Origin of the sequence: Streptomyces sp. NPDC001568, from assembly GCF_042893755.1 — a bacterium.
In the GTDB taxonomy this organism is placed as follows: Bacteria; Actinomycetota; Actinomycetes; order Streptomycetales; family Streptomycetaceae; genus Streptomyces.
Window position 1 is genome coordinate 114,694 of record NZ_JBIAVF010000006.1, and the last position, 25,504, is coordinate 140,197.

At 73.4% G+C, this 25,504-nt stretch carries 24 protein-coding genes; 20 read left to right on the forward strand and 4 right to left on the reverse strand.

All coding sequences use genetic code 11. From position 1 onward, the window contains the following. The first annotated feature begins 260 nt into the window (after positions 1-260). From ACFY0I_RS12940 to ACFY0I_RS13030, 19 genes are all read left to right on the forward strand, one after another. Positions 261-2,072: a hydrogenase maturation protein gene (locus ACFY0I_RS12940; RefSeq protein WP_388893783.1), complete on the forward strand. Its 1,812-nt coding sequence runs from the start codon at positions 261-263 to the stop codon at positions 2,070-2,072. A gap of 84 nt (positions 2,073-2,156) precedes the next feature. After that, positions 2,157-3,212 (forward strand): hydrogenase expression protein HypE, encoded by a 1,056-nt coding sequence (locus ACFY0I_RS12945; RefSeq protein ID WP_388893785.1) that lies wholly within the window; start codon positions 2,157-2,159, stop codon positions 3,210-3,212. A gap of 63 nt (positions 3,213-3,275) precedes the next feature. Then, a complete protein-coding gene (locus ACFY0I_RS12950) occupies positions 3,276-5,060 on the forward strand; it encodes a nickel-dependent hydrogenase large subunit (protein WP_388893787.1) in 1,785 nt (594 codons plus the stop codon). Next, entirely contained in the window at positions 5,057-5,617 is a 561-nt protein-coding gene (locus ACFY0I_RS12955; RefSeq protein ID WP_388893789.1) for a hypothetical protein, read from the forward strand. Before ACFY0I_RS12950 ends, ACFY0I_RS12955 begins: the two co-directional genes overlap by 4 nt. Next, positions 5,614-6,288, forward strand: a complete 675-nt coding sequence (locus ACFY0I_RS12960) for a DUF5947 family protein (RefSeq protein WP_388893791.1) — start codon at positions 5,614-5,616, stop codon at positions 6,286-6,288. Before ACFY0I_RS12955 ends, ACFY0I_RS12960 begins: the two co-directional genes overlap by 4 nt. After that, complete coding sequence (locus tag ACFY0I_RS12965) at positions 6,285-7,007, forward strand: DUF6084 family protein (protein WP_388893793.1); 723 nt, start codon at positions 6,285-6,287, stop codon at positions 7,005-7,007. Before ACFY0I_RS12960 ends, ACFY0I_RS12965 begins: the two co-directional genes overlap by 4 nt. Next, positions 7,004-8,449, forward strand: coding sequence for a hypothetical protein (locus ACFY0I_RS12970; protein WP_388893795.1), 1,446 nt, complete (start codon positions 7,004-7,006; stop codon positions 8,447-8,449). Before ACFY0I_RS12965 ends, ACFY0I_RS12970 begins: the two co-directional genes overlap by 4 nt. Beyond that, a complete protein-coding gene (locus ACFY0I_RS12975; RefSeq protein ID WP_388893797.1) occupies positions 8,446-9,000 on the forward strand; it encodes a hydrogenase maturation protease in 555 nt (184 codons plus the stop codon). Before ACFY0I_RS12970 ends, ACFY0I_RS12975 begins: the two co-directional genes overlap by 4 nt. Then, positions 8,997-9,101 carry a DUF6893 family small protein gene (locus ACFY0I_RS12980; protein WP_388893799.1) on the forward strand — a complete coding sequence of 35 codons (105 nt, stop codon included), beginning with the start codon at positions 8,997-8,999 and terminating at the stop codon, positions 9,099-9,101. Before ACFY0I_RS12975 ends, ACFY0I_RS12980 begins: the two co-directional genes overlap by 4 nt. A 129-nt stretch (positions 9,102-9,230) precedes the next feature. Then, entirely contained in the window at positions 9,231-9,632 is a 402-nt protein-coding gene (locus ACFY0I_RS12985) for a hydrogenase maturation nickel metallochaperone HypA (RefSeq protein ID WP_388893801.1), read from the forward strand. A 3-nt stretch (positions 9,633-9,635) separates the two neighbouring features. Beyond that, positions 9,636-10,475: a hydrogenase nickel incorporation protein HypB gene (gene hypB, locus ACFY0I_RS12990; protein WP_388893803.1), complete on the forward strand. Its 840-nt coding sequence runs from the start codon at positions 9,636-9,638 to the stop codon at positions 10,473-10,475. Next, positions 10,475-12,853, forward strand: a complete 2,379-nt coding sequence (gene hypF / locus ACFY0I_RS12995; protein ID WP_388893805.1) for a carbamoyltransferase HypF — start codon at positions 10,475-10,477, stop codon at positions 12,851-12,853. The genes hypB and hypF overlap by 1 nt, the downstream gene beginning before the upstream one ends. After that, a complete protein-coding gene (locus tag ACFY0I_RS13000) occupies positions 12,822-13,175 on the forward strand; it encodes a HypC/HybG/HupF family hydrogenase formation chaperone (RefSeq protein ID WP_388893807.1) in 354 nt (117 codons plus the stop codon). The genes hypF and ACFY0I_RS13000 overlap by 32 nt, the downstream gene beginning before the upstream one ends. Then, positions 13,172-14,314: a hydrogenase formation protein HypD gene (hypD, locus tag ACFY0I_RS13005; RefSeq protein WP_388893809.1), complete on the forward strand. Its 1,143-nt coding sequence runs from the start codon at positions 13,172-13,174 to the stop codon at positions 14,312-14,314. The genes ACFY0I_RS13000 and hypD overlap by 4 nt, the downstream gene beginning before the upstream one ends. Continuing rightward, positions 14,307-15,428: a hydrogenase expression/formation protein HypE gene (gene hypE, locus ACFY0I_RS13010; RefSeq protein ID WP_388893811.1), complete on the forward strand. Its 1,122-nt coding sequence runs from the start codon at positions 14,307-14,309 to the stop codon at positions 15,426-15,428. Before hypD ends, hypE begins: the two co-directional genes overlap by 8 nt. A 172-nt stretch (positions 15,429-15,600) precedes the next feature. Further along, positions 15,601-16,716, forward strand: coding sequence for a Gfo/Idh/MocA family oxidoreductase (locus ACFY0I_RS13015; protein WP_388893813.1), 1,116 nt, complete (start codon positions 15,601-15,603; stop codon positions 16,714-16,716). A gap of 68 nt (positions 16,717-16,784) precedes the next feature. Next, positions 16,785-17,849, forward strand: coding sequence for a Gfo/Idh/MocA family oxidoreductase (locus ACFY0I_RS13020; RefSeq protein WP_388893815.1), 1,065 nt, complete (start codon positions 16,785-16,787; stop codon positions 17,847-17,849). Positions 17,850-17,949: 100 nt separating this feature from the next. Beyond that, positions 17,950-18,576 (forward strand): GAP family protein, encoded by a 627-nt coding sequence (locus tag ACFY0I_RS13025; RefSeq protein ID WP_388893817.1) that lies wholly within the window; start codon positions 17,950-17,952, stop codon positions 18,574-18,576. A 238-nt stretch (positions 18,577-18,814) separates the two neighbouring features. Further along, positions 18,815-20,446 (forward strand): alpha/beta fold hydrolase, encoded by a 1,632-nt coding sequence (locus ACFY0I_RS13030; RefSeq protein WP_388893819.1) that lies wholly within the window; start codon positions 18,815-18,817, stop codon positions 20,444-20,446. 134 nt (positions 20,447-20,580) lie between these two features. On the opposite strand, the gene ACFY0I_RS13035 is transcribed toward ACFY0I_RS13030, so the two are convergent. Together ACFY0I_RS13035 and ACFY0I_RS13040 are read right to left on the reverse strand one after the other, a co-directional pair. Next, positions 20,581-21,036: an SRPBCC family protein gene (locus ACFY0I_RS13035; protein WP_388893821.1), complete on the reverse strand. Its 456-nt coding sequence runs from the start codon at positions 21,034-21,036 to the stop codon at positions 20,581-20,583. A 74-nt stretch (positions 21,037-21,110) separates the two neighbouring features. Then, positions 21,111-21,803 carry a TetR/AcrR family transcriptional regulator gene (locus ACFY0I_RS13040; protein WP_388894406.1) on the reverse strand — a complete coding sequence of 231 codons (693 nt, stop codon included), beginning with the start codon at positions 21,801-21,803 and terminating at the stop codon, positions 21,111-21,113. 110 nt (positions 21,804-21,913) lie between these two features. On the opposite strand from ACFY0I_RS13040, the gene ACFY0I_RS13045 reads away from it, so the two are divergent. Then, on the forward strand, positions 21,914-22,846 hold the full coding sequence (locus tag ACFY0I_RS13045; RefSeq protein WP_388893823.1) for an SDR family oxidoreductase: 933 nt from the start codon (positions 21,914-21,916) through the stop codon (positions 22,844-22,846). Positions 22,847-22,888: 42 nt separating this feature from the next. Here ACFY0I_RS13045 and ACFY0I_RS13050 read toward each other — a convergent pair whose 3' ends face one another. Both ACFY0I_RS13050 and ACFY0I_RS13055 read right to left on the reverse strand, forming a co-directional pair. After that, positions 22,889-23,302, reverse strand: coding sequence for a PaaI family thioesterase (locus tag ACFY0I_RS13050; RefSeq protein WP_388893825.1), 414 nt, complete (start codon positions 23,300-23,302; stop codon positions 22,889-22,891). 62 nt (positions 23,303-23,364) lie between these two features. Continuing rightward, on the reverse strand, positions 23,365-25,389 hold the full coding sequence (locus ACFY0I_RS13055; protein ID WP_388893827.1) for an FAD-dependent oxidoreductase: 2,025 nt from the start codon (positions 25,387-25,389) through the stop codon (positions 23,365-23,367). Positions 25,390-25,504: the final 115 nt, after the last annotated feature.

Sequence of the window (25,504 nt, forward strand, 5' to 3'; positions counted from 1 at the left end):
AGAGCTCGCCCCGACTGCGGCTCCGCCCCCGGGCGATCCACGTCCTCCCGCCCCCGCCCCCTGGCGATCCGCGTTCTCCCGCCCTGCGGCCGAGCGGCCCCTTGAGGGCGCGCTTTCGGGTGACAGCGCCCGCACGGCTGCGGGCGCCGCGCCGGGTCCGTACCCGACCATCTCAGGCGGCCGGTCATGTTCCGGTCACGAACCGTGAATCAGGCCGGGCGTCATGCCGTCCCGGCGTCGGTCCGCCGCTGGGAGATCACGTGTACGTCCTGCTCGTCGCGAGTTCGTTCAACAGCCTCACGCAGCGCGTCCACGCCGAGCTGCGGGACCACGGCCACCGGGTGGCGGTCGAGCTGGCCCTGCCCGACGTCCGGCTGACGGACGCGGTGCGCCGCCACGCGCCCGACCTGGTGATCGCGCCGATGCTCAGGACGGCGCTGCCCGAGGAGGTGTGGGCGTCCCACACCTGTCTGATCGTCCATCCGGGGCCGGTCGGTGACCGGGGGCCCTCGTCCCTGGACCGGGCCGTGCAGGAGCAGGTGGTCCGCTGGGGCGTCACCGTCCTGCAGGCGGGGGCCGAGATGGACGCCGGTGACGTGTGGGCCTCGGTGGAGTGCGCCGTGCCGCCGGTCGGCAAGAGCGACCTGTACCGGGGTGAGATCGCCGACGCCGCCATGAAGGCCGTCCTGCTGGCGGTGGACCGCTTCGCCTGCGGTACCCACACCCCGCTGCCGCAGGACCCGGCGACCGCCCGGACCCGGCCCCACCTGCGACAGGAGCGCCGGCGCATCGACTGGGCGGTGGACTCCACCGAGCGCGTGCTGCGCATGCTGCGGGCCGCCGATTCCCAGCCGGGCGTACGGGACGAGCTCCTCGGCGCCGAGTGGTACCTGCACGGCGGCCACCCGGAGGACAGGCTGCACGGCCGGCCCGGGGAGTTGCTCGCGACCCGGTCGGGGGCGGTGTGCCGGGCCACGACGGACGGTGCGGTGTGGATCCCGGAGCTGCGGGCCGTCCGGCCGCCCGGCGGCCCGGCGCAGGTCAAGCTGCCCGCCACCGTCGCGCTGGCCGACCGGCTGCCCGCGCTGCGCGAACGCCCGGCGCCGCTGCACACCAACCCGGGCCGGCGCACGTGGTCCGACATCGGTTACCGGGAGGAGGGGCAGACGGGGTTCCTGTCCTTCTCGTTCCCCGGCGGGGCCATGAGCACGGACCGGTGCCGGCGGCTACTGGCGGCGTACCGGACGGCCTGCACCCGTCCCACCTCCGTGTTGGTCCTGGGCGGCGGGCGGGACTTCTTCTCCAACGGCATCCACCTGGGCGTGATCGAGGCGGCGCCGGACCCGGCCGAGGAGTCCTGGGCCAACATCAACGCCATGGACGACCTGGTGGAGGCCGTCCTGACGACCACCGACCGGCTGGTCGTCGCCGCGATCGGCGGCAACGCGGCCGCCGGAGGGGCGATGCTGGCGCTCGCCGCCGACGAGGTGTGGTGCCGTTCGGGGGTCGTGCTGAACCCGCACTACCGCCTGATGGGGCTGCACGGTTCGGAGTACTGGACGTACACCCTGCCCCGTCGCGTCGGCGCGGCCGTCGCGGAGCGGCTCACCTCGCAGGCGCTCCCGCTGAGCGCGGACGCGGCAGCCCGGCTCGGGCTGGTGGACCGTACGCTCCCCTGCGCCCCGGCGGCCTTCGCGGGCGAGACGGCCCGGCTGGCGGCGCGGCTCGCCGCGTTGCCCTCCACCCAGTCCAGGATCGCGGCGAAGAAGGGCCGGCGCGAGCGGGACGAGGCGGCCCGGCCGCTGGCGGCGTACCGGGAGGCGGAGCTGTCCGTGATGCGCCGGACCTTCTTCGACCCGGCGGCGCCGTACCACGCGCTGCGGCGGGCCTTCGTGCGCAAGGAGACCCCGGCGGCCACGCCCGAGCACCTCGTACGGCCCGTACCGGACCGGCACGTCACGACGCCTCCCGCGCGGCCGGATGCCGGAACCGGCGCTGCCGGCTTCCGCGGCGCCGCCCGCGTCACTGGACTGGCCGAACAAGACGGAGCACCCGGACCGGCGGGCTGTTAGCAAGAAAGGTGGGATCCGGAGAGGCCGGACCCTCCGCTCCCCCTCCCCGATCTTCTCCCCAAGGAGCCCCAAGGAGGCATCCCCGTGGATGCAGCAACGCAGGACCCGGTTGAGGACCCCCCGATCCACATCCTCTGGATCAACGCGGGGCTGAGCTGTGACGGCGACTCCGTGTCGCTCACGGCGGCGATGCAGCCGAGCATCGAGGAGATCGTGATGGGGGTGCTGCCCGGTCTGCCCAAGATCGCCGTGCACTGGCCCCTGATCGACTTCGAGTGCGGTCCCGTCGGCGGCGCCGACACGTTCATCGAGTGGTTCTTCAAGGCCGAGCGCGGCGAGATCGATCCGTTCGTGCTCGTCGTGGAGGGTTCGATCCCGAACGAGAGCATCAAGCCCGAGGGGTACTGGTGCGGGTTCGGTGACAACCCGGAGACCGGTCAGCCCATCACCACCAGCGAGTGGCTCGACCGGCTGGCGCCCAAGGCCCTCGCGGTCGTCGCCATCGGCACCTGCGCCACCTACGGCGGCATCCACGCGATGGAGGGCAATCCGACCGGCGCCATGGGCGTGCCCGACTACCTGGGTTGGGACTGGAAGTCGAAGGCCGGCATCCCGATCGTGTGCGTACCGGGCTGCCCGATCCAGCCGGACAACTTCTCGGAGACGCTGACCTACCTGCTGTACCAGGCGGCCGGCTCCGCGCCGATGATCCCGCTGGACGACAAGCTGCGCCCCACCTGGCTGTTCGGGGCGACCGTCCACGAGGGCTGCGACCGGGCCGGCTACTACGAGCAGGGACAGTTCGCGCACACCTACGACTCTCCCAAGTGCCTGGTGAAGCTCGGCTGTTGGGGCCCGGTCGTGAAGTGCAACGTGCCCAAGCGCGGCTGGATGAACGGGATCGGCGGCTGTCCGAACGTCGGCGGCATCTGCATCGCCTGCACGATGCCCGGCTTCCCCGACAAGTTCATGCCGTTCATGGACGAGCCTCCCGGCGCGAAGGTCTCCAGCAAGGCGAGCGGCGCGTACGGGGCGGTCGTGCGCAGGCTGCGGGCGATCACGGCGCACACCGTGGATCAGGAACCGAAGTGGCGCCACACCGGCGCGAAGTTGACCACGGGCTATCGCCCATCCTGGTGACGACCCGGCAACTCCCCATCCCGTTCAGGAACTCCGCACCGAAGAAGGGTCACGGCAGAGACGATGGCACCGAAGACGAAGGCAGCCGCGGACGGCAGCGGTCTGGTGGAGATGGCCTGGGATCCGATCACCCGGATCGTGGGCAGTCTCGGCATCCACACGAAGATCGACTTCAAGCAGAAGCGGGTCGCCGAGTGCTACAGCACCTCCTCGGTCTTCCGCGGGTACAGCGTCTTCATGCGCGGCAAGGACCCCCGTGACGCGCACTTCATCACCAGCCGCATCTGCGGGATCTGCGGGGACAACCACGCGACCTGCTCGGTGTACGCGCAGAACATGGCCTACGGGGTGAAGCCGCCCCACCTCGCCGAGTGGATCATCAACCTGGGCGAGTCCGCGGAGTACATGTTCGACCACAACATCTTCCAGGAGAACCTGGTCGGGGTCGACTACTGCGAGAAGATGGTCCGTGAGACCAACCCCGGCGTCCTGGAGCTGGCCGAGCGCACGCCCGCTCCGCACGCCGGGGAACACGGCTTCAAGACCATCGCCGACATCATGCGTTCCCTCAACCCCATCGAGGGTGAGTTCTACCGCGAGGCGCTGCAGGTCAGCCGGTACACGCGGGAGATGTTCTGCCTGATGGAGGGCCGCCACGTGCACCCCTCCACCCTCTACCCGGGCGGTGTCGGCACGATCGCCTCGGTCCAGCTGTTCACGGACTACATGAGCCGCCTCATGCGGTACTGCGAGTTCATGAAGCGCGTCGTGCCGCTGCACGACGACCTGTTCGACTTCTTCTACGAGGCCCTGCCGGGCTACGAGGAGGTCGGCCGGCGCCGGGTGCTGCTGGGCTGTTGGGGCGCGCTCAACGACCCCGAGCACTGCGACTTCACGTACGCCAACATGACCGACTGGGGACGGAAGATGTTCGTCACCCCGGGCGTGGTGGTGGACGGCAAGCTGGTCACCAACGACCTCACCGAGATCAACCTCGGCATCCGGATCCTGCTGGGCAGCTCGTACTACGACGACTGGGAGGGCCAGGAGCAGTTCGTCACCCACGACCCGCTCGGCAATCCGGTCGACCCGCGCCACCCGTGGAACCAGCACACCATCCCGGCGCCGCAGAAGCGGAACTTCGACGACAAGTACAGCTGGGTGATGTCGCCCCGCTGGTTCGACGGCAAGGACCACCTCGCCCTGGACACCGGCGGCGGCCCCCTCGCCCGGCTGTGGTCCACGGCCCTGTCCGGGCTGGTGCACACCGACTACGTGCAGGCCACCGGCCACAGCGTGGTCATCACCCTGCCCCGGACGATGACCAAGCCGGAGACCCGCTTCGAGTGGAAGATCCCGAAGTGGAGCAACGCGCTGGAGCGCAACCGCGCCCGTACGTACTTCCAGGCGTACGCCGCCGCGATCGCGCTGCACTGCGCGGAGAAGGGGCTGGCCGAGGTCCGCGCCGGGCGCACCCAGACCTGGGAGAAGTTCGAGGTGCCGGACGAGGGGCTGGGCGTCGGCTTCACCGAGGCCGTGCGCGGCGTCCTGTCGCACCACATGGTGATCCGCGACGGCAAGATCGCGAACTACCACCCGTACCCGCCGACCCCGTGGAACGCGAGCACCCGCGACACCTTCGGCACGCCCGGGCCGTACGAGGACGCGGTGCAGAACACCCCGATCTTCGAGGAGAACACCCCGGAGAACTTCAAGGGCATCGACATCATGCGGGCCGTGCGCAGCTTCGACCCCTGTCTGCCGTGCGGGGTCCACATGTACGTGGGCGGCGGCAAGACCGTCAAGACGATGCACGTCCCCACCGGCCTGAGCGGACTGGGCGGATGAGCGCCCCGACCGACGCCCGGCAGGCGGGACAGCGGGTGGACGAGGTGCTCGACCGGCTCGCCGGGTCCGGGGACCGGGAGGCGTGCGCGGCGGCCGAGGAACTGGTGCGCGTCCTCATGGACTTCTACGGGGCCGGGCTCGCCCGGATCGTGGAACGCCTCGGCACCGCGGGCGGCGCCGAGGCGGGAGGGTCGCCGGGCGGGCTGCCGGCCGAACTGCTCGACGACGAGCTCGTGGCGAGCCTGCTGACCCTGCACGACCTGCACCCGGAGGACGTGCACACCCGCATCGCGCGGGCCCTGGACCACGCGGGCGACCCGGTGGAGCTGATCGGCTTCGACGAGGGCACCGGGGTCCTGCGGCTTCGCCCCGCGGCCGCGGACTCCGGCTGCGGGTGCTCCTCCGGGGCCGGCGGCGCGGCGCAGCGGACGGTCGAGGACACCCTCGCCTGCTTCGCGCCCGAGGTGACCCGGGTGGAGTCGGAGGCGGCCGCCGCGCCGCAGCCGGCCCTGCTCCAGATCTCCACCCGCCCGCCGGCCCCGGCGCGGGTCCCGTGAGCGGGCCCACCGCGGCCGGCCCGGCGCAGGTCGCCCCGCGCGGCCTGCGCCGGTTCGCCGGGCCCCGTCCGCCCCGCCCCGAGACCTGCGAACTGTGCGGGGTGGTGGTGCCCGAGGACGGTCACCGCCACCTGGTGGAGACCGAGCGACGGGCGCTGGTCTGCGCCTGCACCGGCTGCGCCCTGCTGTTCGACCGTCCGGGCGCCGTGACCGGGCGGTTCCGGGCCGTCCCGGACCGCTACCTGACCGATCCCGGGCACCGGCTCGACGACAACGCCTGGGAGTTGTTGCAGATCCCGGTGGGCGTCGCGTTCTTCTTCCGCAACGCCGCGCTCGACCGGCTGGTCGCCCTGTACCCGAGCCCGGCCGGAGCCACCGAGAGCGAACTGGACCCGGAGACCTGGCAGACCGTACTCGGCTCCAGTCGGCTGGCCGCGCTGCTCGAACCGGACGTGGAGGCGCTGCTGTTGCGCCGCTCCGAGGGGCGCACCGAATGCCATCTGGTGCCGATCGACATCTGCTACGAGCTGGTGGGGCGGATGCGGCTGCTGTGGCAGGGATTCGACGGCGGGGCCGAGGCCCGGGCCGCGTTGGAGGCCTTCTTCGCGCAGGTCGCCCGGCGGGCGAAGGTCCCGGCCGGGGCCGCCGGGGAAGGGGCGTCGCGGTCATGACGGCGACGACGGACTTCTCCTTCACGTGCAAGGGAGTGCGGGCCGACGGCTACGCCGCCGGGCCCACGCTCGTCTTCCGGCTCGCCATCACGGCCGGTCCCGGGGTTCGGGTGCACGCCCTGGCCCTGCGCTGCCAACTGCGGATCGAGCCGGCCCGTCGCGGGTACGCGAGCGGCGAGGCCGAGGGACTGGCGGACCTGTTCGGCACCCGCTCCCGGTGGGGCAGCACCCTCCAGCCCGTGCAGTTCGCGCAGGTGCCGGTGATGGTGCCCAGCTTCACCGGGGAGACCGAGATCGACCTGGTGGTGCCCTGCACGTACGACATGGACATCGCGGCGACCCGCTACTTCAACGCCCTGGAGGACGGCGAGGCCCCGCTGCTGATGCTGTTCTCCGGAACCGCCTTCACGGGCGACGGCGGGTTCCGGGTCGAGCCGGTGCCCTGGGACCGGGAGGCCTCGTACCGGATGCCCGTCGCGGTGTGGCGGGAGATGGTCGAGCAGCACTTCCCGGGCTGTGGCTGGCTGCGGCTGCCGCGTGACGTCATGGACGAGTTGCTCGCCTACCGTTCGCGGCACGCGCTGTCCTCCTGGGAGGCGACCGTACGGGCACTGCTCGACGCGGCCGCCGACGCTCCCCCGCCGGTCGGGCGCGCGCCCGACCGGCCCGCCTGGGCCGGCGCGATCCTCCCGCGCACCACGGAGAGGACCGCCCCGTGACCACGACGACCCCGCTCACGACGACGGCGAACGGCGGCGCCACCGCCGGGGAAGGGCGCTTCGCCACCGCCCGGCAGGTGGCCGACGCCGTCCTGTTCGAGGGCTACGTCCTCTACCCGTACCGGGCGTCGGCGGCGAAGAACCGGATGCGCTGGCAGTTCGGCGTTCTCGTGCCCCCGGCCTGGGCCCCGGCGCACGAGGAACACTGCTTCCAGCGGACCGAGATGCTGATGGAGCCGCGCGGCGCGGCCACCCTCCGGCTGGAGCTGCGGTTCCTGCACGCGCAGCGACGCACCGTCCAGCGGGCGCAGGTCGACGGCTCGTTCACCGACACCGACGAACTGCACCTGGCGGACCGGGTGCTGGTGCCGTGGGACGAGGGCACGGAGGAACGCGTCGTCCATGAGGTCCCCGTCGCCGAACTCGCCGGAGAAGGACTCGTGTTGCCCTTCTCACGGCCGGCCCGCGAGGACACCGAGGAGGTGCTGGACGCCGACGGCCGGACGGTGGGCCGGCTGGTGCGGCGCACCGAGCGCGTCAGTGGTCTCGTACGCGTCCGGACCACGGAGCTCGACGGCCCCTACCGGGTGTCGCGGCTCACCGCGGTCGTGGAGAACACGAGCCCGTGGGCCCCGGACGGTGAACGTGACGCGCGCGAGGCCGCCCTGCCCCGCTCGCTCGTCGCCGCGCACCTCCTGCTGGGGCTCGACGCCGGATCCTTCCTGTCGATGACCGACCCGCCGGAATGGGCCAAGGGCGCCGTCGCCGACTGCGTCAACGAGCACACCTGGCCCGTCCTCGCGGGCGAGGGGGGCCGCGCCGACGTGGCGCTCTCCTCGCCGATCATCCTGGAGGACCACCCGGCCATCGCGCCGGAGAGCGCCGGGGCCATGTACGACGCCCTGGAGATCGACGAGATCCTCACCCTGCGCACGGCGGCCCTCACCGACCAGGAGAAGCGCGAGGCCCGCGGCACCGATCCGCGCGCGGCCGCGGTGATCGACCTCGCGGAGTCCATGCCGCCCGAGGTCCTGGAGCGGCTGCACGGCGCCGTCCGCGCGCTCCGGGAGGTCACCGGCGAAGGCCCACCGGAGATCCGCGAACTCCCGCCCGAGGAAGCGGTGTTCCGCCCGGACACCCCGTGGTGGGACCCGGCCCGGCCGGACGCCCTCGACCCGGTTCCGGAGCGGATCACGATCGACGGCGTCACGGTGGGTGTCGGCAGTCGGGTGCTGCTGCGCCCCGGGCTGCGGCCCACCGACGCGCAGGACCTGTTCCTGCGGGACCGGCCCGCCCTGGTCGAGGCCGTCCTGCACGACGTGGACGGCGGAGTGCACCTCGCCGTCACGGTGGAGGGCGACCCGGGCGCCGACATCCGGCGCGAACAGGGCCGGTTCCTGTACTTCCAGCCCGACGAGGTCAGCCCCCTGGAGGACGCGTGAGCGGCGGCGTGCTGGTCGCGGGCATCGGGAACGTGTTCCTCGGCGACGACGGCTTCGGCGTCGAGGTCGTGCGCTCTCTCTCGGCGCACCCGTTGCCCGACCACGTCGAGGTGGTGGACTTCGGGGTGCGCGGGGTCCACCTGGCCTACCAACTGCTGGACGGCTACGACACGCTCGTCCTGATCGACGCCACCGCCCGTGGCGGGGCCCCCGGCACCGTGTACCTGATCGACGCCGGGGAAGCGGGCGCCGGCCCGCCCGGCGGCGGCGCCGTGCTCGACGGCCATCACATGTCGCCCGACGCGGTGCTGGCCCTGCTGGGCACGCTGTGCGCGGGCACCGGCTCCACCCCGCCGCGGCGCACCCTGGTCGTCGGCTGCGAACCCGCCTCGGTCGAGGAGGGCATCGGGCTGAGCGCCCCGGTGGCCGCCGCCGTACCGGAGGCCGTACGGACGGTCCTGGAGCTCGTGCGGGACGCCCCGCGTCCCGGGGCGGACCCGGACGCGCAGACCACCGCGCACTCCGCGCGCGAACTGAGGAGGACCCCATGAAGAAGGCCTTCGTCGGCGGAGCTGCCGCCGCCGCGCTCGTCGCCGTGCTGACCCAGCTGCTGCCCGACATCCGGCGCTACCTGCGGCTGCGCAGGATGTGACGTCAACCGCCTTCCGGCCGGCCGCCCCGGCGCACCCGAACGGCGTACGGGGCGTGCGGGGCGTCGGCGTGCCCGACGGCGGCTCCCGACTCCTGGCGCTGTAATGAGCCCCGGCAGGACGGAGTCCCGATGCACGAGATGTCGATCGCCATGGCCGTCGTGGGCCAGGTGGAAGAGGCCGCCGAGGCGGGTGGGGCGAGCGCCGTCACCCTGGTCCGGCTCCAGGTCGGAGAGTTGGCCGGCGTGGTGCCGGACGCCCTCGCCTTCTGCTTCGAACTGGCCTGCGCCGGCACCGTCCTCGAAGGCGCCGAGCTGGTCACCGTGTCCGAGGCGGCCCGCGCCCACTGCGCGGACTGTACGGACGAATGGGCGGTCGGCATGCCGCCGCGGCTGTGCTGCCCGGGGTGCGGCCGGGCCGCCGGCGTCGAGCTGGTGGCGGGCCGCGAACTGCGGATCCTCAGCGTGAACTGGGAGGACGGCCCGGACGGCGGCCCGGGCCGTACCCGTGAACCGATCTCCGAGGAGGCCTGAACCATGTGCCGAGTGGTGGACCTGCAACAGGCGGTGCTCGCCAAGAACGATCTGGCGGCCCAGGTGCTGCGCGCCGAACTCACCGCCCGCGGAACGACCGTGGTGAACCTGCTGTCCAGTCCGGGCAGCGGGAAGACCGCGCTGCTGGAACACGAGCTGCTGCTGGCCCGGGAGCGGGGCCTGGCCGTCGCCGCGCTGACGGCCGACCTGGCCACCGAGAACGACGCGGTGCGGCTGGCGCGTTCCGGCGTACCGGTCAAGCAGGTGCTCACCGACGGGTTGTGTCACCTGGAGGCCGCGATGATGGGCCGGCACCTGGACGGCTGGCTGCCCGAGGAGACCCGGCTGCTGTTCGTGGAGAACGTGGGCAACCTGGTCTGCCCGGCCTCCTACGACCTCGGGGAGAACCTGCGGGTGGTGCTCGCCTCGGTGACCGAGGGCGAGGACAAGCCGCTCAAGTACCCGACGGCGTTCGGGCTGGCCCAGCTGGTGGTCGTCACCAAGACGGACATCGCGGAGGCCGTCGAGTTCGACGAGGCGGCCTTCCGCCGCAACGTCCAGCAGGTCAACCCGGGGGTGGAGGTGGTGCTCACCTCGGCCCGCGCGGGCACGGGCGCGGGCCTCCTGCTGGAACGGGCCCTGGCCGTCGGTACGGGAACGGCGCCGCACACACCGGTCATGGCCCGGACGCAGCACGGACACGGACACGTCCACGAGGACGGTCACGCGCACGACCACGACCACGACCACGACGGGGACGCGGACCACCTCCACGGTCCCGACGGGCACGTCCACCCGCACGTCCACCCGCACGCCCACGACTCCGTGGCGCAGACCCGCTGATGGAGGCCGTGCAGCGCCGCCGGATCACCGTCCGGGGCGTGGTCCAGGGCGTCGGCTTCCGCCCGTACGTGTACACCCGCGCCACCGGGCTCGGCCTCGCCGGGCACGTCACCAACACGCCCGAGGGCGTCGTCGCCGAGGTCGAGGGCGCGGCGGAGGCGGTGCTGCGGTTCTGCGAACGGCTCGCGGCGGACGCGCCGCCGCTGGCCGTCGTGGACGCCGTGGACCACTGCGCCGTGCCGCTCGCGGGTGGCTCGGGGTTCACCATCGTCGCCTCGCTCACCGGGGGGCCTGCCCGCACGCTCGTCTCCCCCGACGTCGCCACCTGCGCCGACTGCCTCTCCGAGCTCGCCGACCCCGCCGACCGGCGTCACCGCCACCCCTTCATCACCTGCACGCACTGCGGGCCCCGCTTCACCATCGTCACCGGGCTCCCCTACGACCGGGCCCACACCACCATGGCCGGCTTCCCGATGTGCCCCGACTGCGCCCGCGAGTACGCCGACCCGGCCGACCGGCGTTTCCACGCCCAGCCGGTGGCCTGCCCGGCCTGCGGGCCCCGCCTGCGGCTGCTGTCCGGCAGGCCCGCCCAGGAGGTCACCGGCGCCGATCCCGTCACGGGGGCCCGCCGGCTGCTGATGGAGGGGGCGGTCCTCGCGGTGAAGGGGCTCGGCGGCTACCACCTGGCCTGCGACGCCGGCAACGCGGGGGCCGTCGCCGAACTGCGCCGGCGCAAGGACCGGGGCGGCAAGCCGTTCGCCCTGATGGCCCGGGAGCTCGCCGACGTCGAGCGACTCGCGCACGTCGGCCCCGAGGAGCGGAGCCTGCTCACCGGCGCGGTCCGGCCCATCGCCCTGCTGCGCCGCCGGCCGGGAGCGGCGGGCGTGGCGGAGGGGGTCGCGCCGGGCAGCCCCGACCTCGGCGTGATGCTCCCGTACACGCCCCTGCACCACCTGCTGCTCGGCCTGCCCGGTGACCCGGCGGGCCCCCGACTGCTGGTGATGACCAGCGGCAACCTGTCCGGCGAGCCCATCGTCACGGACGACGCCGAGGCGCTGGAGCGGCTCGCCGGACTCGCCGACGCCTGGCTCACGCACGACCGACCCATCCACGTGCCGTGCGACGACTCCGTGGTGCGCGTCTGCGAGGGCGAGCAGCTGACCGTACGACGCTCGCGCGGCTACGCCCCGCTGCCCGTGACGCTGCCGGTCGAGGTGCCGGCGAGCCTCGCCGTGGGTGGTGACCTGAAGAACGCGTTCTGCCTGGGCGAGGGCCGCCGGGCCTGGTTGTCCGCGCACATCGGCGACATGGACGACCTCGCCACCCAGTACGCGTTCGCGGGCGCGCAGCGGCAGTTGGAGTCCGTCACCGGAGTACGTCCCGTCCTGTTCGCCGCCGACCGGCACCCCGGCTACCGCTCGGGCCGGTGGGCGCGGGAGCACGCGGACGGGCGCGCCTTGGTGCTCGTCCAGCACCACCACGCCCACGTCGCCTCGGCGATGGCCGAGCACGGTCTCGACGGTCGCCGGCGGGTGATCGGCGTCGCCTTCGACGGAACCGGGTACGGGGACGACGGCGCGGTCTGGGGCGGGGAGGTCCTGCTCGCCGACTACGCCGGGTTCAGCCGGTTCGCGCACCTGGCGTACGTCCCGCTGCCGGGCGGCGACGCCGCCGTGCGGCGGCCCTACCGGATGGCGTTGTCCCACCTGCGGGCGGCCGGGTTGGAGCGGGCCCCGGACCTGCCTTGCACGGCCGCCTGCCCGCCCGATGAACTCCGCCTATTGGAGCGGCAGTTGGAGCGGGAGCTGAACTGCGTACCGACCTCCAGCATGGGCCGGCTCTTCGACGCCGTCTCCTCCCTGGCCGGCGTCTGCCACCTCGCCGGGTACGAGGCGCAGGCCGCGATCGAGCTCGAGGGAGCCGCCCTGGAGGCGGGGACGGCCTACGGCCGCGGCTACTCCTTCGGGTTGCGCCCGCCCGCGGCGGGCGGCGACGGCCCCGTGGTGGCCGACCCCGCACCCGTGCTGGCCGCGGTGGTGGCCGACGTACGGGCGGGCACCGCCGGGCCCGTGATCGCCGCCCGTTTCCACGCCGGGGTCGCCGCCATCGTCGGCACGCTGTGCGGGCTCGCCCGCGACCGGCACGACCTGGACACGGTCGCCCTGACCGGCGGGGTCTTCGCCAACACCCTGCTCTCCGCGGCCTGCGCCCATGACCTGCGCGGGCGCGGCTTCACCGTCCTGCGGCACCACCGCGTCCCGCCGAACGACGGCGGCCTGGCCCTCGGCCAGCTCGTGGTGGCGGGGGCCGCCCGCGCCACGGACCACCCACAGCAAGGAGAAGCCCATGTGCCTCGCGGTACCCGGCAGAGTGCTTGAGATCGCGGAGAAGGACGGCACCCGCATGGCCACCGTCGACTTCGGCGGGGTGCAGAAGGAGGTGTGCCTGGAGTACCTGCCGGACCTCCGGGTCGGGGAGTACGCCATCGTCCACGTCGGGTTCGCGCTCCAGCGCCTGGACGAGGAATCGGCCCGGCAGACCCTGGAGCTCTTCGAGCAACTCGGCATGCTCCAGGAGGAGTTCGGCGACCCCTGGGAGATGGCGGCGGAGGCGGGCGGCGCTCCGTGGCCCTTCACCGACGACGAGCCGGCGACGGACGCGGCGGCCGGCGCGGCCCGGCAGGAGGAGATCCCCCAGTGAAGTACATCGAGGAGTTCCAGGACCCGGAACTCGCCCGCAAACTGCTCGACGACATCCACGCCACCGTGACCCGCCCCTGGGCGCTGATGGAGGTGTGCGGCGGCCAGACCCACACCATCATCCGCCACGGGATCGACCAACTCCTTCCGGAACAGGTTGAGTTGATTCACGGTCCGGGCTGCCCCGTGTGTGTGACCCCGCTGGAGGTCATCGACAAGGCGCTGGAGATCGCCTCCCGTCCCGGCGTCATCTTCTGCTCCTTCGGGGACATGCTCCGCGTACCCGGGACGGGCCGGGACCTCTTCCAGGTGCGCAGCGAGGGCGGCGACGTACGGGTGGTGTACTCCCCGCTCGACGCGCTGAAGGTCGCTCAGCAGAACCCGGAGCGCGAGGTGGTGTTCTTCGGCATCGGCTTCGAGACCACGGCGCCGCCGAACGCCATGACGGTGTACCAGGCGAAGAAGCACGGCATCCGCAACTTCAGCCTGCTGGTGTCGCACGTCCGGGTCCCTCCGGCGATCGAGGCGATCATGCGCTCGCCGAGCTGCCGGGTGCAGGGCTTCCTGGCCGCCGGGCACGTGTGCAGCGTGATGGGGACGGGCGAATACCCCGAGTTGGCCGAGCGCCATCGGGTGCCGATCGTGGTGACGGGCTTCGAGCCGCTGGACATCCTGGAGGGCGTACGGCGCGCCGTGCGGCAGCTGGAACGCGGCGAGCACACCGTGGACAACGCCTACGCGCGCGCCGTCCGCCCCGAGGGCAACCCGGCGGCGCTCGCGATGCTCCAGGACGTCTTCGAGGTCACCGACCGGGCGTGGCGCGGCATCGGGGTGATCCCGGACAGCGGCTGGCGGCTGTCGCCGCGGTACCGGGAGTACGACGCCGAGCACCGCTTCTCGGTGACCGGCATCACCACCCTGGAGCCGGCCGAGTGCCGCAGCGGCGAGGTGCTCCAGGGACTGCTGAAGCCGCACGAGTGCGAGGCGTTCGGCACGCTGTGCACCCCGCGCAATCCGCTGGGCGCCACGATGGTGTCGAGCGAGGGCGCGTGCGCTGCGTACTACCTGTACCGGCGGCTGGACCTCCCGACGGCACCGGCCGCCCCGACCGCCCCGTTGGAGGCGAGCCCCGTTGCCTGAGACCGCACCATCCGGCACCGCACGACCCGACACCGCACGACCCGACGGCGTACGGCCCGAGGCCGTGCTCGACGTCGCGGGTTGGACCTGCCCGGCGCCGCTGCGCGACCGCCCCCGGGTGGTGATGGGCCACGGCGGCGGCGGCGCGCTCTCCGCCGAGCTCGTCGAGCACCTCTTCGCACCGGCGTTCGGCGGTGAGGTGCTGGCGCAGCTCGGGGACTCCGCGGCCGTCCGGCTCGGTGGGGTCCGGCTCGCGTTCTCCACCGACTCGTACGTGGTGCGCCCGTTGTTCTTCCCGGGCGGAAGCATCGGGGACCTGGCCGTCAACGGCACGGTGAACGACCTGGCCATGAGCGGGGCCACGGCGGCCTACCTGTCCTGCGGGTTCATCCTGGAGGAGGGCGTCGAGATCTCGACGGTCGCGCGGGTGGCCGAGGCCATGGGCGCCGCCGCACGCTCGGCCGGGGTCGAGGTCGCCACCGGCGACACGAAGGTGGTGGAGGCCGGGCACGGCGACGGCATCTACATCAACACCTCCGGCATCGGGCTCGTGCCGACGGGCGTGGACCTGCGTCCGCAGCGCGTGGTCCCCGGCGACGTGGTGATCGTCAGCGGTGAGATCGGACTGCACGGGGTCGCGATCATGAGCGTGCGCGAGGGCCTGGAGTTCGGGGTGGACGTCGTGAGCGACTGCGCCGCTCTCGGCGGTCTCGTGCGGAGCATGCTCGCGGTCACCCCGGACCTGCACGTCCTGCGCGATCCGACGCGGGGCGGTCTGGCGGCCTCCCTGAACGAGATCGCGGCCGCCTCCGGCACCGGCGTCGTCCTGCACGAGTCGCGGGTCCCGGTACCCCCGGCCGTCGCCAACGCGTGCGCGATCCTCGGCCTCGACCCGCTGTACGTGGCCAACGAGGGCAAGCTGGTCGCCTTCGTGCCCCGGGAGCACGCCGAGGCCGTGCTCGACGCCATGCGCGCCCACCCGTTGGGCCGCCACGCCGCAGTGATCGGGGAGGCCGTCGAGGCGCATCCCGGGCTCGTCGTGGCGCGGACCGGCCTCGGCGGCACGCGCGTGGTGGACCTGCCGATCGGGGAGCAGCTGCCGCGCATCTGCTGAATCCGGCGAAGCCGTTGCGGGGCTCCGCGCGGGCGGCGGAGCCCCGTACGGTCCGACGACCGCGACGGTTCCGCTCTCCTCCCCCACCCCCGCCGATCGGACGACAGGCCGCCGCCGCTCCCGCCCCTACGGTGGCGGGGACAACGCCACGCGGACGAGAGGGGTGGCGGTCGTGGACGACCGGACTGCGGCGGGCCGCCGACCCGCCCCCGCGCTGACCTGCGCCATCGCCGGCTACGGCGTCATGGGGCGGATGCACCGGGCGAAGCTCGCCGAGCTGGGCGTACGGACCGTGGCCGTGGTGGACCCCCGCGCCGCGGGCCGGGTCCTGCCGTGCGGGGCGCGGGTCGTGGCCACGCTCGACCAGGTGCCGGATCCCCGTGCCGTGGACCTCTGGAGCATCTGCGTGCCCACGGTCGCCCACGCCCCGGTGTTCCGGCGGATCAGCCGACTGGCACCGGAGGCGGACGTGATCATCGAGAAGCCGGTGTGCGCGCCGTCCGCCCTGCCCGGCATGGCCCGTCTGCTGGCGGACCACCACGGGCGCGTCGCCGTGGACGAGCACTACGGGGCCTCCATCGTGCTGGCGGAGGTGGCGCGGGTGTTGTCGGCGCGGGCGCTCACCGTGACCCGCGTCGCCGTGGAGATGACCAAGCACCGCGGGCGGGACGCGGACGGCGGACGGTTCGAGGACCGGGCGCTGGGCGCCCTCGGGTACGAGGGGCCGCACCTGCTCGGCGTCCTCGACGCCCTCGGGCAACGGCTCGGCGTCCCCCTGCGTCCGGGCGGCCCGGTCGCGGCCTCGTTCCACGGGACGTGGGGCGCGGACGGCGCTGCGCCCCAGGAGGGGGCCGAGGTCCGCTACCGCACCGCTGCCGGGTGCGACGTCGTCCTGTACACCTCGTTGGTGGGCCGCCCGCGCCGGCAGGCGCCGGGGCCGCGGGCGATCGCGTACGGGTCCGATCTGCGCCACCGGGTGATCGAGGTGGAGGCCGTGGACCGGCGGGGCCGGCGTCGGCTCGTCACCGGCGCCTTCGAACCGGTGGCGGGTCGGCTCCGCAACGAGGGCACAGTGGCCGTCCTGCGCGACGGGCACCCGCTCGGGCCGACCCGCACGGTGCACGACGATCCCCTCGGCCGGCACCTGGGCCGGATCCTGCGGTACTTCGACGGGCGGGCGGCGAACCCGGCCCCGGCCGGGCAGGGCATCGACCACGTGGCGCTGCTGGACGCCTGGGTGCGCGCGGCACGCCCGGAGCCGATCCGCGCGGCGCGTACCGCGGCGTGAGGAACCCCCGAACCCGGTGACCCCGATGGGCCCGCCGCGCCCGTACGACCCGATGAGAGGACGAGACGATGGCATGTCAGCGTGACTACGAACGACGGCTGCGCGTGGGCGTGGTCGGGCTGGGCGGACACGGCTACCGGACGCTGCTGCCGGCGCTCACCACCCTGCCCGTGCGCCTGGTGGCCGTGTGCGACCTCGACGCCGACCGGGCGGAGCGCACGGCCCGCCAGTACGGCGCCGTCCCCTGCACCGCGCAGACCGACATGCTCGCGGAGCACGCGCTCGACGCCGTCCTGCTCGCGGTGCCCCCGCGGGAACACCCCCGGTTGGCGATCGAGGCCCTGGAGCGGGGGGTGCACGTGTGGATGGAGAAGCCGCCCGCGGCGCGCGCCGCGGATCTGGACCCCGTCATCGCCGCACGCGGTGACCGGGTGGTCGTCGTCGGCCTGAAGAAGGTGTTCATGCCCGCGGCGCGCAAGGCGCTCGAACTCCTCGCGCGGCCCGGTACCGGACGCCTGACGAGCCTGTACGCCCGGTACGCGCTCTCCGTCCCCGAGGACGGCGGCGCGCTGCTGGAGCGGCGCGCGGCCAGTCACTGGCTGGCCGAGGGCTGCCATCCGCTGTCCCTGCTGCTGGCGGCGGGCGGCCCGGTCGCGGAGGTCGACGTCCACCGCGGTGGTCGGGGCGACTGCGCGTGCGTCCTGCACTTCGCGAGCGGGGCGCTCGGCGTGCTCCAGATGAGCGAGAACCTCTCCATGTCGCAGCCGTTCGAGCAGTACACCTTCGTCGCCGAGCACGGCACGGCCGAGATCCTCAACGGCAGTCGCGTCACCTTCCAGCGGGGCATTCCCTACGAGTACGGCGTGACGACCGGTTTCGCGCCGGAGGGCACGGACGGCGGGATGCTCAGCTGGGAGCCGCAGCACAGCAGGTCCTCGCTGGAGAACCAGTCCCCCTTCGTGCAGGGCGTCCACGCGGAACTGAGCCACTTCTGCCGGTGCGTCCTGGAGGGGCGGCCCGCGCGCCTCGGCACGCTGGAGTTCGCCCGCGAGGTCATGGAGGTCTACGAGGCGGCCCTGCTCGCGTCCGACGGCGGGCGGACACGGGGCGCGGCGACGCTCGGGGGCCGGTAGACATGGAGGCAGGGGTCAGGACGAGGAGAGGGTACGCGGCCATGCGCGCTCCGGAACCGGCTCGGCGCCGGGGGCAGCGGTGATCGGCGAGGTCCTGCCGATGGCAGTGGTGATCGCCGTCTCGCCGTTCACGGTGATCCCGGCCGTGTTCATGCAGTTCACGCCGCGGGCCAAGGTCACCAGCGGCTCGTTCCTGGCCGGGTGGGTCATCGGTGTGGCGGTGCCCGCGGTGCTGTGCGCGGTGCTGACCTCCATGGTCCCGTTGGCCGAGCGGGACCGGCCGTGGACGGACTGGGCGCGGATCGTGCTGGGGGTGTGCCTCGTCGCGCTGGGGATCCGGCAGTGGCTGGTCAGGCACGGCAAACCCGCTCCGCGTTGGATGCGGCTGCTCAGTGAGGCGGGGCCGGGCCGGGCGCTTCGGCTCGGGGTGGTCCTGGCGTTGGCCAACCCGAAGATCTTCCTGCTGTCGGCGGCGGCCGGGCTGGCCGTGGGTTCCGCCGGGCCGTCGGCGGCGGGCGCGGTCGCGGGGCTGGCCGTCTTCACGGCCGTCGCGGCCAGTACGGTCGCCCTGCCGGTCCTGCTGCACACCGTGGGCGGTCCGCGCGTCCTGGGGCCGCTGGCGCGGGTCAAGGAGTGGCTGGAGACGCATGCGGCGGCGGTGATGGCCTGGGTGATCGTTGCCATCGGCGTGCTCCTGCTGGCGGAGGGCCTGGCCGGAGCGGTGTAGCCCACTCCTCGCGGGCGGGTGGCGCCGCGGGACGGCCCCGCCCCCGTGGCCGTCCTCGTGCGCGACACGTCCCGCTTCCGCGTCGACCGACCAACCCGCGTGGCGTGTCGGCCAGTTGTCCGGAATTCCGCTCGTTCGCGAGGAGCACAAGAGGCGCCCTGAGGGATGATTCGCCCGGCCGCCGCTTGCCCCAAGGTGTGCAGGGAACCGCGTTCCTCATCGAAAGGATCGGCTCTTCGTGCGCACGAACCGCATCGCACCCCTGCTCGTCTCCGCCGGACTCCTCGCCACCGCCCTGCCCCTGCTCACCACCACCGGTGCGGCGGCCGCCCCCGCCCCGGCCCCCGGTGCGCAGAAGCCGACTTGGCACCGGTGCAGCCCCGACCAGCCGGCCTCGTACGAGTGCGCGACCATCAAGGTCCCGCTCGACCACCAGCGTCCTCGGGGGCGCACGATCGACCTCGCGATATCCCGGATCAAGAGCGCGAACCCGGCCAAGCGGCACGGGGTCCTGCTGCTGAATCCCGGCGGTCCGGGCGGGCCCGGGCTCAGCCTGCCCCTGGACATGGACGCGGCCTTCCCCAAGAAGGTCAGGGAGAAGTACGACCTCATCGGCTTCGACCCGCGAGGGGCCGGTGCCAGTAGCCCGATCACCTGTGGCATGACCGACGCCGAACAGAACTTCGACCGACCGTACCGCCCCGAGACCTTCCCCTCGGACATCGCGTGGGCGCGGACGATCGCCGACAAGTGCCGGGAGAAGGCCGGTGCGGTCCTCCCCCACATCACCACCCGCAACACGGCCCGGGACATGGACGTCATCCGCGCCGCCCTGGGCGAGCGGAAGATCTCCTACCTGGGGTACTCGTACGGGACCTACCTCGGGTCGGTGTACGCGCAGATGTACCCGGACCGCGCCGACCGCTTCGTGCTCGACAGCGGGGTCGACCCCGGACGGGCCTGGCGCGGCATGCTCCAGGTGTGGGCCACCGAGGCCGAGCCGGCCTTCGCGCGCTGGACGCGGTGGACGGCCGAACGCGACGCCGAGTTCGGACTCGGCACCACCCCGGCCGCGGTGTCGGCGTCCTTCTGGGACCTGGTGGCGCGGGCCGATCGCGAGCCCATCGAGTTCGCGGGCCTGAAACTGACGGGCGATGACATCCGCTCCGCACGGCCGGTGTTCTTCACCCCCTCGCAGGCCGCGCCGCTGGTCGCCGCGGTGAAGGCCGCCGCCGAGGGTCGTCCCCTTCCGCGGGGGGCGGCCGTACCCGACCCGGGGAGGGTGTTCGGCACGGACCGGCTCAAGGCCGCCGCGCCCGCCCCACCCGCCGTCGCGCCCGCTTCGACCGGTCGTACGAGCGCGCCCGAACCTCCCACGGACAACGGCACCGCCGTCTTCTGGGCGGTGCTCTGCGGGGACACCGACGCCTGGCCGCGCGACCCCGGGCAGTACGCCCGCGACGCGGCCCGGGACAAGGCGAAGTACCCGCTGTACGGGGACATGGCCTCCAACATCAAGCCGTGCGCCTTCTGGCAGCGGCCCCTGGAGGCAGCCACCCCCATGACGAAGCGGGCGAAGGTCCTGACCGTGCAGAACGAGTGGGACTCGCAGACCCCGCTCGTCAGCGGCCAGGGCCTGCACCGCGCGCTGAAGGGCTCGCGGATGGTCCTCGCGCAGGGTGGCGAGGGGCACTCCGTGTACCTGGTCGAGCGCGGTTCCTGTGTGGAGGCCCCGGTCAGCGCCTACCTGGCCTCGGGCCGACTGCCCGGGCGGGACATCACCTGCCGGACCGAGCCGGCGCCCGCGACGGAACGCCGCGAGGTACTGCCCGCGCCGTCCCCGTTCCCGGACGGTCCGCGGCGCTTCTGAGCCGCCGCAGCCGCGCCGGGCACCGTCCGCGATCTCGCGGGCGGTGCCCGGCACCGGGTTCCGGCACGGGGTTCCGGCACGGGGTTCCGGCACGACCGTACGGATCAACGGCGCGGACCGTGCGGGACGACGCCTCAGACCGTGCGGGACGACGCCTCGACCGCCGCTTTGATCCGGGCGCCGAACGCGGGGGCGTCCTTGCGGGCGGCGCTCAGCGCCAGGCCGACGAGGAGCTTGCCGACGCCGTGCCCTTCGAGGGTGTTGAAGACGCGGACCCGGGTGCGGCCGCCGGGCAGGGATTCCAGGTCGTAACCGCCCTCGGCCGTCACGAGGTTCTTGCTCTGCTCGCTCCAGCGGATCAGGCCCGGCGGCTCGATCGCCGTGATGCGGAACTCCCGACCCGTCTTCATCCCGGCGTCCTTGACGGTGCTCCGGAAGACCGTGCCGACGGCCGTGGGTCCCTCCGGGACCTTCGTGATCCGCTGGACGCGCGGGCTGAACTCGGGGTCGTTGCGGCCGTCGGCCAGATAGGCGAACACCGCCTCGACCGGCCGGTCGATCTCGACCGTCGCCTCGAACCGTCCACCCATGTGAGACTCCTTCGCCGTGCGTCCGCCTCGTCCGCCAGGTGATCGCGATCCTGCGCGATCACTCTCCTACGCGGTCACGATCCCAGACCGGACCCGCCCGCGCGCGCCAGCAGGCCCGACAGCAGGACCTCCAGCGTCTCGCGCAGGGTGTCCGCGAAGTCGAGGCGCAGCACGGCCAGCGCCGGGTCGGCCTCGTAGGCCGCGACCATGGCGGCGGAGGGGTGGGCGTGGGTCCACACCGCGCCGGTGACCATGAGCGCGCCGGCGACGAACCGGAAGGCGTCCGACTCCCCCAGGGCGGGCAGCCGGGCCGCGACCAGGGTCGCCAGGGCGCTCGCGTGGGCGATGGCGGCGCGCTTGTACTGGGCGGCGACCTGCGGGGAGACGTTGCGTTCCAGCACGGCGGACTGGGCGCTGATCAGGTCGCACAGGACGGGTCGTTCGGCCAGGGCGCGGGCGAGGCGGTCGGCGAGCCGGTCGGGGCGCTCGGCGGGCGGGACGGCGTCCAGGGCGTCGGTGAGGGTCTGCTCCAGATGGTCGACGAGTTCGCCCGAGGCGGTGGCCAGCAGTTCCAGCAGGACGTCCTCGCGGGATTCGAAGTAGCGCAGCACGTTCGACTTGGCGAGGCCCACCCGGCGACTGAGCTCGTTCAAGGTGACCTGGGAGACGGGCATCTCGGCGAGCATGCCGGCCGCGGTGTCGAGGATCGCCCGGCGGCGGGCGGCACGCTGTTCCTCGCTGCGGGCCCGCTGGAACTTACTGGGAATGGACACGCGCCCAGCGTACAGACCTGCGGTCTGTTGTTATCAGACCGGCGGTCTGCTAACTTCGACAGCAGTAGACCGTCGGTCTGTTGTCGCCGCCCCAAGGAGCCGTCATGTACGCCGTCCCCGACCAGTCCGGCAAGACCGTCGTCGTCACCGGCGCCAACAGCGGCACCGGCAAGGAGGCCGCGCGCCGACTCGCCGAGGCGGGCGCCCGCGTCGTGCTGGCCGTCCGTACGCCGACCAAGGGCGAGCGGGCGCGCGCCGAGATCCTGACCCGCCACCCCCACGCGCAGGTGGAGGTGCGCCGCATCGACCTGGCCGACCTCGCCTCGGTGGCCGCCTTCGCCGACGGGATCCTGGCCGACGGCGCCCCGCTCGACCTGCTGGTGAACAACGCGGGCGTGATGGCCCCGCCCACCCGGATGACCACGGCCGACGGCTTCGAGCTCCAGTTCGGCAGCAATTTCCTCGGCCCGCTGGCCCTGACGGTACGGCTGCTGCCCGCCCTGCTGGCCGCCCCGGCCCCGCGCGTGACCACCATGAGCAGCGGCACCGCCAACTTCGGCAGGCTGGACCTCGCCGACCTCCAGTACGAGCGCCGCCGCTACCACCCGATGCTGTCGTACGCCCAGTCCAAGCTGGCCGACCTGATGATGGCCCGGCACCTGGACGAGCTCGCCGCCGCCCAGGGGTGGCCGCTGCGGAGCACCGCCGCCCACCCCGGCTACACGAAGACGAACCTGCAGACCGCGGGAGCCAGTCTGGGCCGCGGCAAGCCGTCGCGCCTGCACCGGCTCGTGAGCTCCGTCGACTTCCTCCCGAAGCAGGAGGTCGGCCCGGGCACCGAGCCCCTCCTGTACGCCGCCACCAGCCCGGACGCGGTCGCGGGCGGTTACTACGGCCCGAGCGGGACGTTCGAACTGGTCGGCCCGGTCACCGCGGCCCGCGTCACCCGCCGGGCCATGGACCGCGCGACCAACGCCCGACTCTGGGACGCCGCCGAACGCCTCACGGGCGTCCGGGCCGTCACCGCGGACCACTGACCGCCGCGGGGTCGCCCCGTGGGGCGACCCCGCGGTCGGGGGTCAGCCGAGGAGGGCGTAGACCGTCGAGGCCTTGGCGGCGGGCTCGTCGGCGCCGTCCGCGGTCATGGTGACGTCGGCGAAGGCCATCCGCTTGCCGAGCTTGGTGACGCTCACGGCGATCAGCACGTCCGCGGCGATCACGGGCCGCTGGAAGCTCGTGGACTGCTGGACCGTGGTCATCGGCCCGTACCCGCCGCGGGCGGCGGAGATCGCCACGACGGTCGCGGTGTCGGCGGCGGCCATCAGGGCCTGGCCGCTCAGCCCGCCGCCGTCCCGGGCCAGGCCGTCGGACCAGGGCAGCCGCAGGACGGCGTGCCGGGTGCCCGTCTCCTCGACGGTGAGGCCCAGGGCCAGCACCCAGGGCGCGAAGTTGTCGGCCAGGATCTTGTCGGCTTCTGCCGGTGTCAGCGTCACCCGAGGATTGTGGCGGCCCGGACCGGGCCGCCACAACACCGCTGCGGCGAAGGGGCTTTCGGTCAGAGCCCGGCGGCCAGCTCGGTGCCCTGCCGGATGGCGCGCTTGGCGTCGAGTTCGGCCGCCACGTCGGCGCCGCCGATGAGGTGCGCCTCGACGCCGGCCGCGCGGAGCTCCTCGTACAGGTCGCGGCGGGGCTCCTGGCCGGTGCACAGGACGACCGTGTCGGCGGGGACCAGGCGCGCCTCGCCGTCGACGGTGATGTGCAGGCCCTCGTCGTCGATCCGCTCGTACGTCGCCCCGGCGACCGAGACCACGCCGCGGTGCTTGAGCTCCGCACGGTGGATCCAGCCGGTGGTGGTGCCGAGGCCGCTGCCGACCTTGGTGGTCTTGCGCTGGAGCAGGTGCACCCGGCGCGGCGGAACGGGCCGTTCGGGGGAGGTCAGGCCGCCCGGGCCGGCGTAGGAGGTGTCGACGCCCCAGTGCCGGAACCAGACCTCGGGGTCCTGGGCCGCGCCCTCTCCGCTGTCCGTCAGGAACTCGGCGACGTCGAAGCCGATGCCGCCCGCGCCGACGACGGCGACGCGCTCACCGACGGGGGCCCCGTCGCGCAGCACGTCGAGGTAGCTGAGGACGTTGTCCCGGTCCACGCCCTCGATGGCGGGGGTGCGGGGGGTGACGCCGGTGGCGACGACGACCTCGTCGTAGCCGCGCAGGGCCTCCACGTCGGCCCTGGTGTTCAGGCGGACCTCGACGCCGCTGTCGACGAGCTGGGTGCCGAAGTAGCGGATGGTCTCCTCGAACTCCTCCTTGCCGGGGATGCGGCGGGCGACGTCGAGCTGGCCGCCGATGTGGCCGGAGGCCTCGTAGAGGGTGACGTCGTGGCCGCGGCCGGCGGCGGAGACGGCGCAGGCCAGACCGGCGGGGCCGGCGCCGACGACGGCGACGCTCTTCTTGAGCCGGGTGGGCGCGAGGACGAGCTCGGTCTCGTGGCAGGCCCGGGGGTTGACGAGGCAGCTGGTGATCTTGCCGCTGAAGGTGTGGTCGAGGCAGGCCTGGTTGCAGCCGATGCAGGTGTTGATGGTCTCGGACCGGCCCGCCGCGGCCTTCGCGACGAAGTCGGCGTCCGCCAGGAAGGGTCGCGCGAGGGAGACCAGGTCGGCGCGGCCGTCGGCGAGCAACTCCTCGGCGATCTCAGGCGTGTTGATCCGGTTGCTCGTGACGAGCGGCACGCTCACCGCGCCCATCAGCCGCTTCGTGACCCAGGTGTAGGCGCCGCGGGGCACGGAGGTGGCGATGGTGGGGATGCGCGCCTCGTGCCAGCCGATGCCGGTGTTGATGATGGTGGCGCCCGCGGCCTCGACCTCCTTGGCGAGGCGGACGACCTCCTCCAGGGTGGAGCCGCCGGGGATCAGGTCGAGCATGGACAGGCGGTAGACGAGGATGAACTCCTCGCCGACGGCCTGTCGGGTGCGGCGGACGATCTCCAGCGGGAAGCGCGTGCGGTTCTCGTAGGCGCCGCCCCAACGGTCGGTGCGCTTGTTCGTCGCGGCCGCGATGAACTCGTTGATCAGGTAGCCCTCGGAGCCCATGATCTCGACGCCGTCGTAGCCGGCGAGCTTGGCGAGGCGGGCCGCCCGCACGAAGTCCTCGACGGTGCGCTCGACCTCTATGTCGGAGAGCTCGTTCGGTACGAACGGGCTGATCGGGGCCTGGAGGGCGCTGGGGGCGACGAGGTCCTTGTGGTAGGCGTAGCGGCCGAAGTGGAGGATCTGCATCGCGATCTTCCCGCCCTCCGCGTGCACCGCGTCGGTGATCACCCGGTGCTCGGCGGCCTCCTCCTCGGTGGTGAGGCGGGAGCCGCCCTCGAAGGGGCGTCCGGCGTCGTTGGGGGCGATGCCGCCGGTGACGATGAGGCCGACGCCGCCGCGGGCGCGCTCGGCGTAGAAGGCGGCGAGGCGTTCGAAGCCGCCCTCGTGCTCCTCCAGGCCGGTGTGCATCGAGCCCATGATCACCCGGTTCGGCAAGGTGGTGAAGCCGAGGTCCAGGGGGCTCATCAGGTGCGGGTAGCGGCTCTGGGAACTCATGGGGGGCGCCTCCTCGCGCGGGGGTGATGAACATGTTCTAGCGAGGGTCGGGCGCTTTTGCAACTAGGTGCATAACCAGATGGGGGCGGTTCGGACAGCCGCCCCCTCTCCCACC

Coding starts and splice junctions, on each gene's coding strand:
- ACFY0I_RS12985 (WP_388893801.1), top strand. CDS start 9,231: ATGCACGAGATGTCGATCGCCATGGCCGTCGTGGGCCAGGTGGAAGAG.
- ACFY0I_RS13000 (WP_388893807.1), top strand. CDS start 12,822: ATGTGCCTCGCGGTACCCGGCAGAGTGCTTGAGATCGCGGAGAAGGAC.
- ACFY0I_RS12950 (WP_388893787.1), top strand. CDS start 3,276: ATGGCACCGAAGACGAAGGCAGCCGCGGACGGCAGCGGTCTGGTGGAG.
- hypB (WP_388893803.1), top strand. CDS start 9,636: ATGTGCCGAGTGGTGGACCTGCAACAGGCGGTGCTCGCCAAGAACGAT.
- ACFY0I_RS13045 (WP_388893823.1), top strand. CDS start 21,914: ATGTACGCCGTCCCCGACCAGTCCGGCAAGACCGTCGTCGTCACCGGC.
- ACFY0I_RS12955 (WP_388893789.1), top strand. CDS start 5,057: ATGAGCGCCCCGACCGACGCCCGGCAGGCGGGACAGCGGGTGGACGAG.
- ACFY0I_RS13035 (WP_388893821.1), bottom strand. CDS start 21,036: ATGGGTGGACGGTTCGAGGCGACGGTCGAGATCGACCGGCCGGTCGAG.
- ACFY0I_RS13025 (WP_388893817.1), top strand. CDS start 17,950: ATGGCAGTGGTGATCGCCGTCTCGCCGTTCACGGTGATCCCGGCCGTG.
- ACFY0I_RS12980 (WP_388893799.1), top strand. CDS start 8,997: ATGAAGAAGGCCTTCGTCGGCGGAGCTGCCGCCGCCGCGCTCGTCGCC.
- ACFY0I_RS13055 (WP_388893827.1), bottom strand. CDS start 25,389: ATGAGTTCCCAGAGCCGCTACCCGCACCTGATGAGCCCCCTGGACCTC.
- ACFY0I_RS13020 (WP_388893815.1), top strand. CDS start 16,785: ATGGCATGTCAGCGTGACTACGAACGACGGCTGCGCGTGGGCGTGGTC.
- ACFY0I_RS12965 (WP_388893793.1), top strand. CDS start 6,285: ATGACGGCGACGACGGACTTCTCCTTCACGTGCAAGGGAGTGCGGGCC.
- hypF (WP_388893805.1), top strand. CDS start 10,475: ATGGAGGCCGTGCAGCGCCGCCGGATCACCGTCCGGGGCGTGGTCCAG.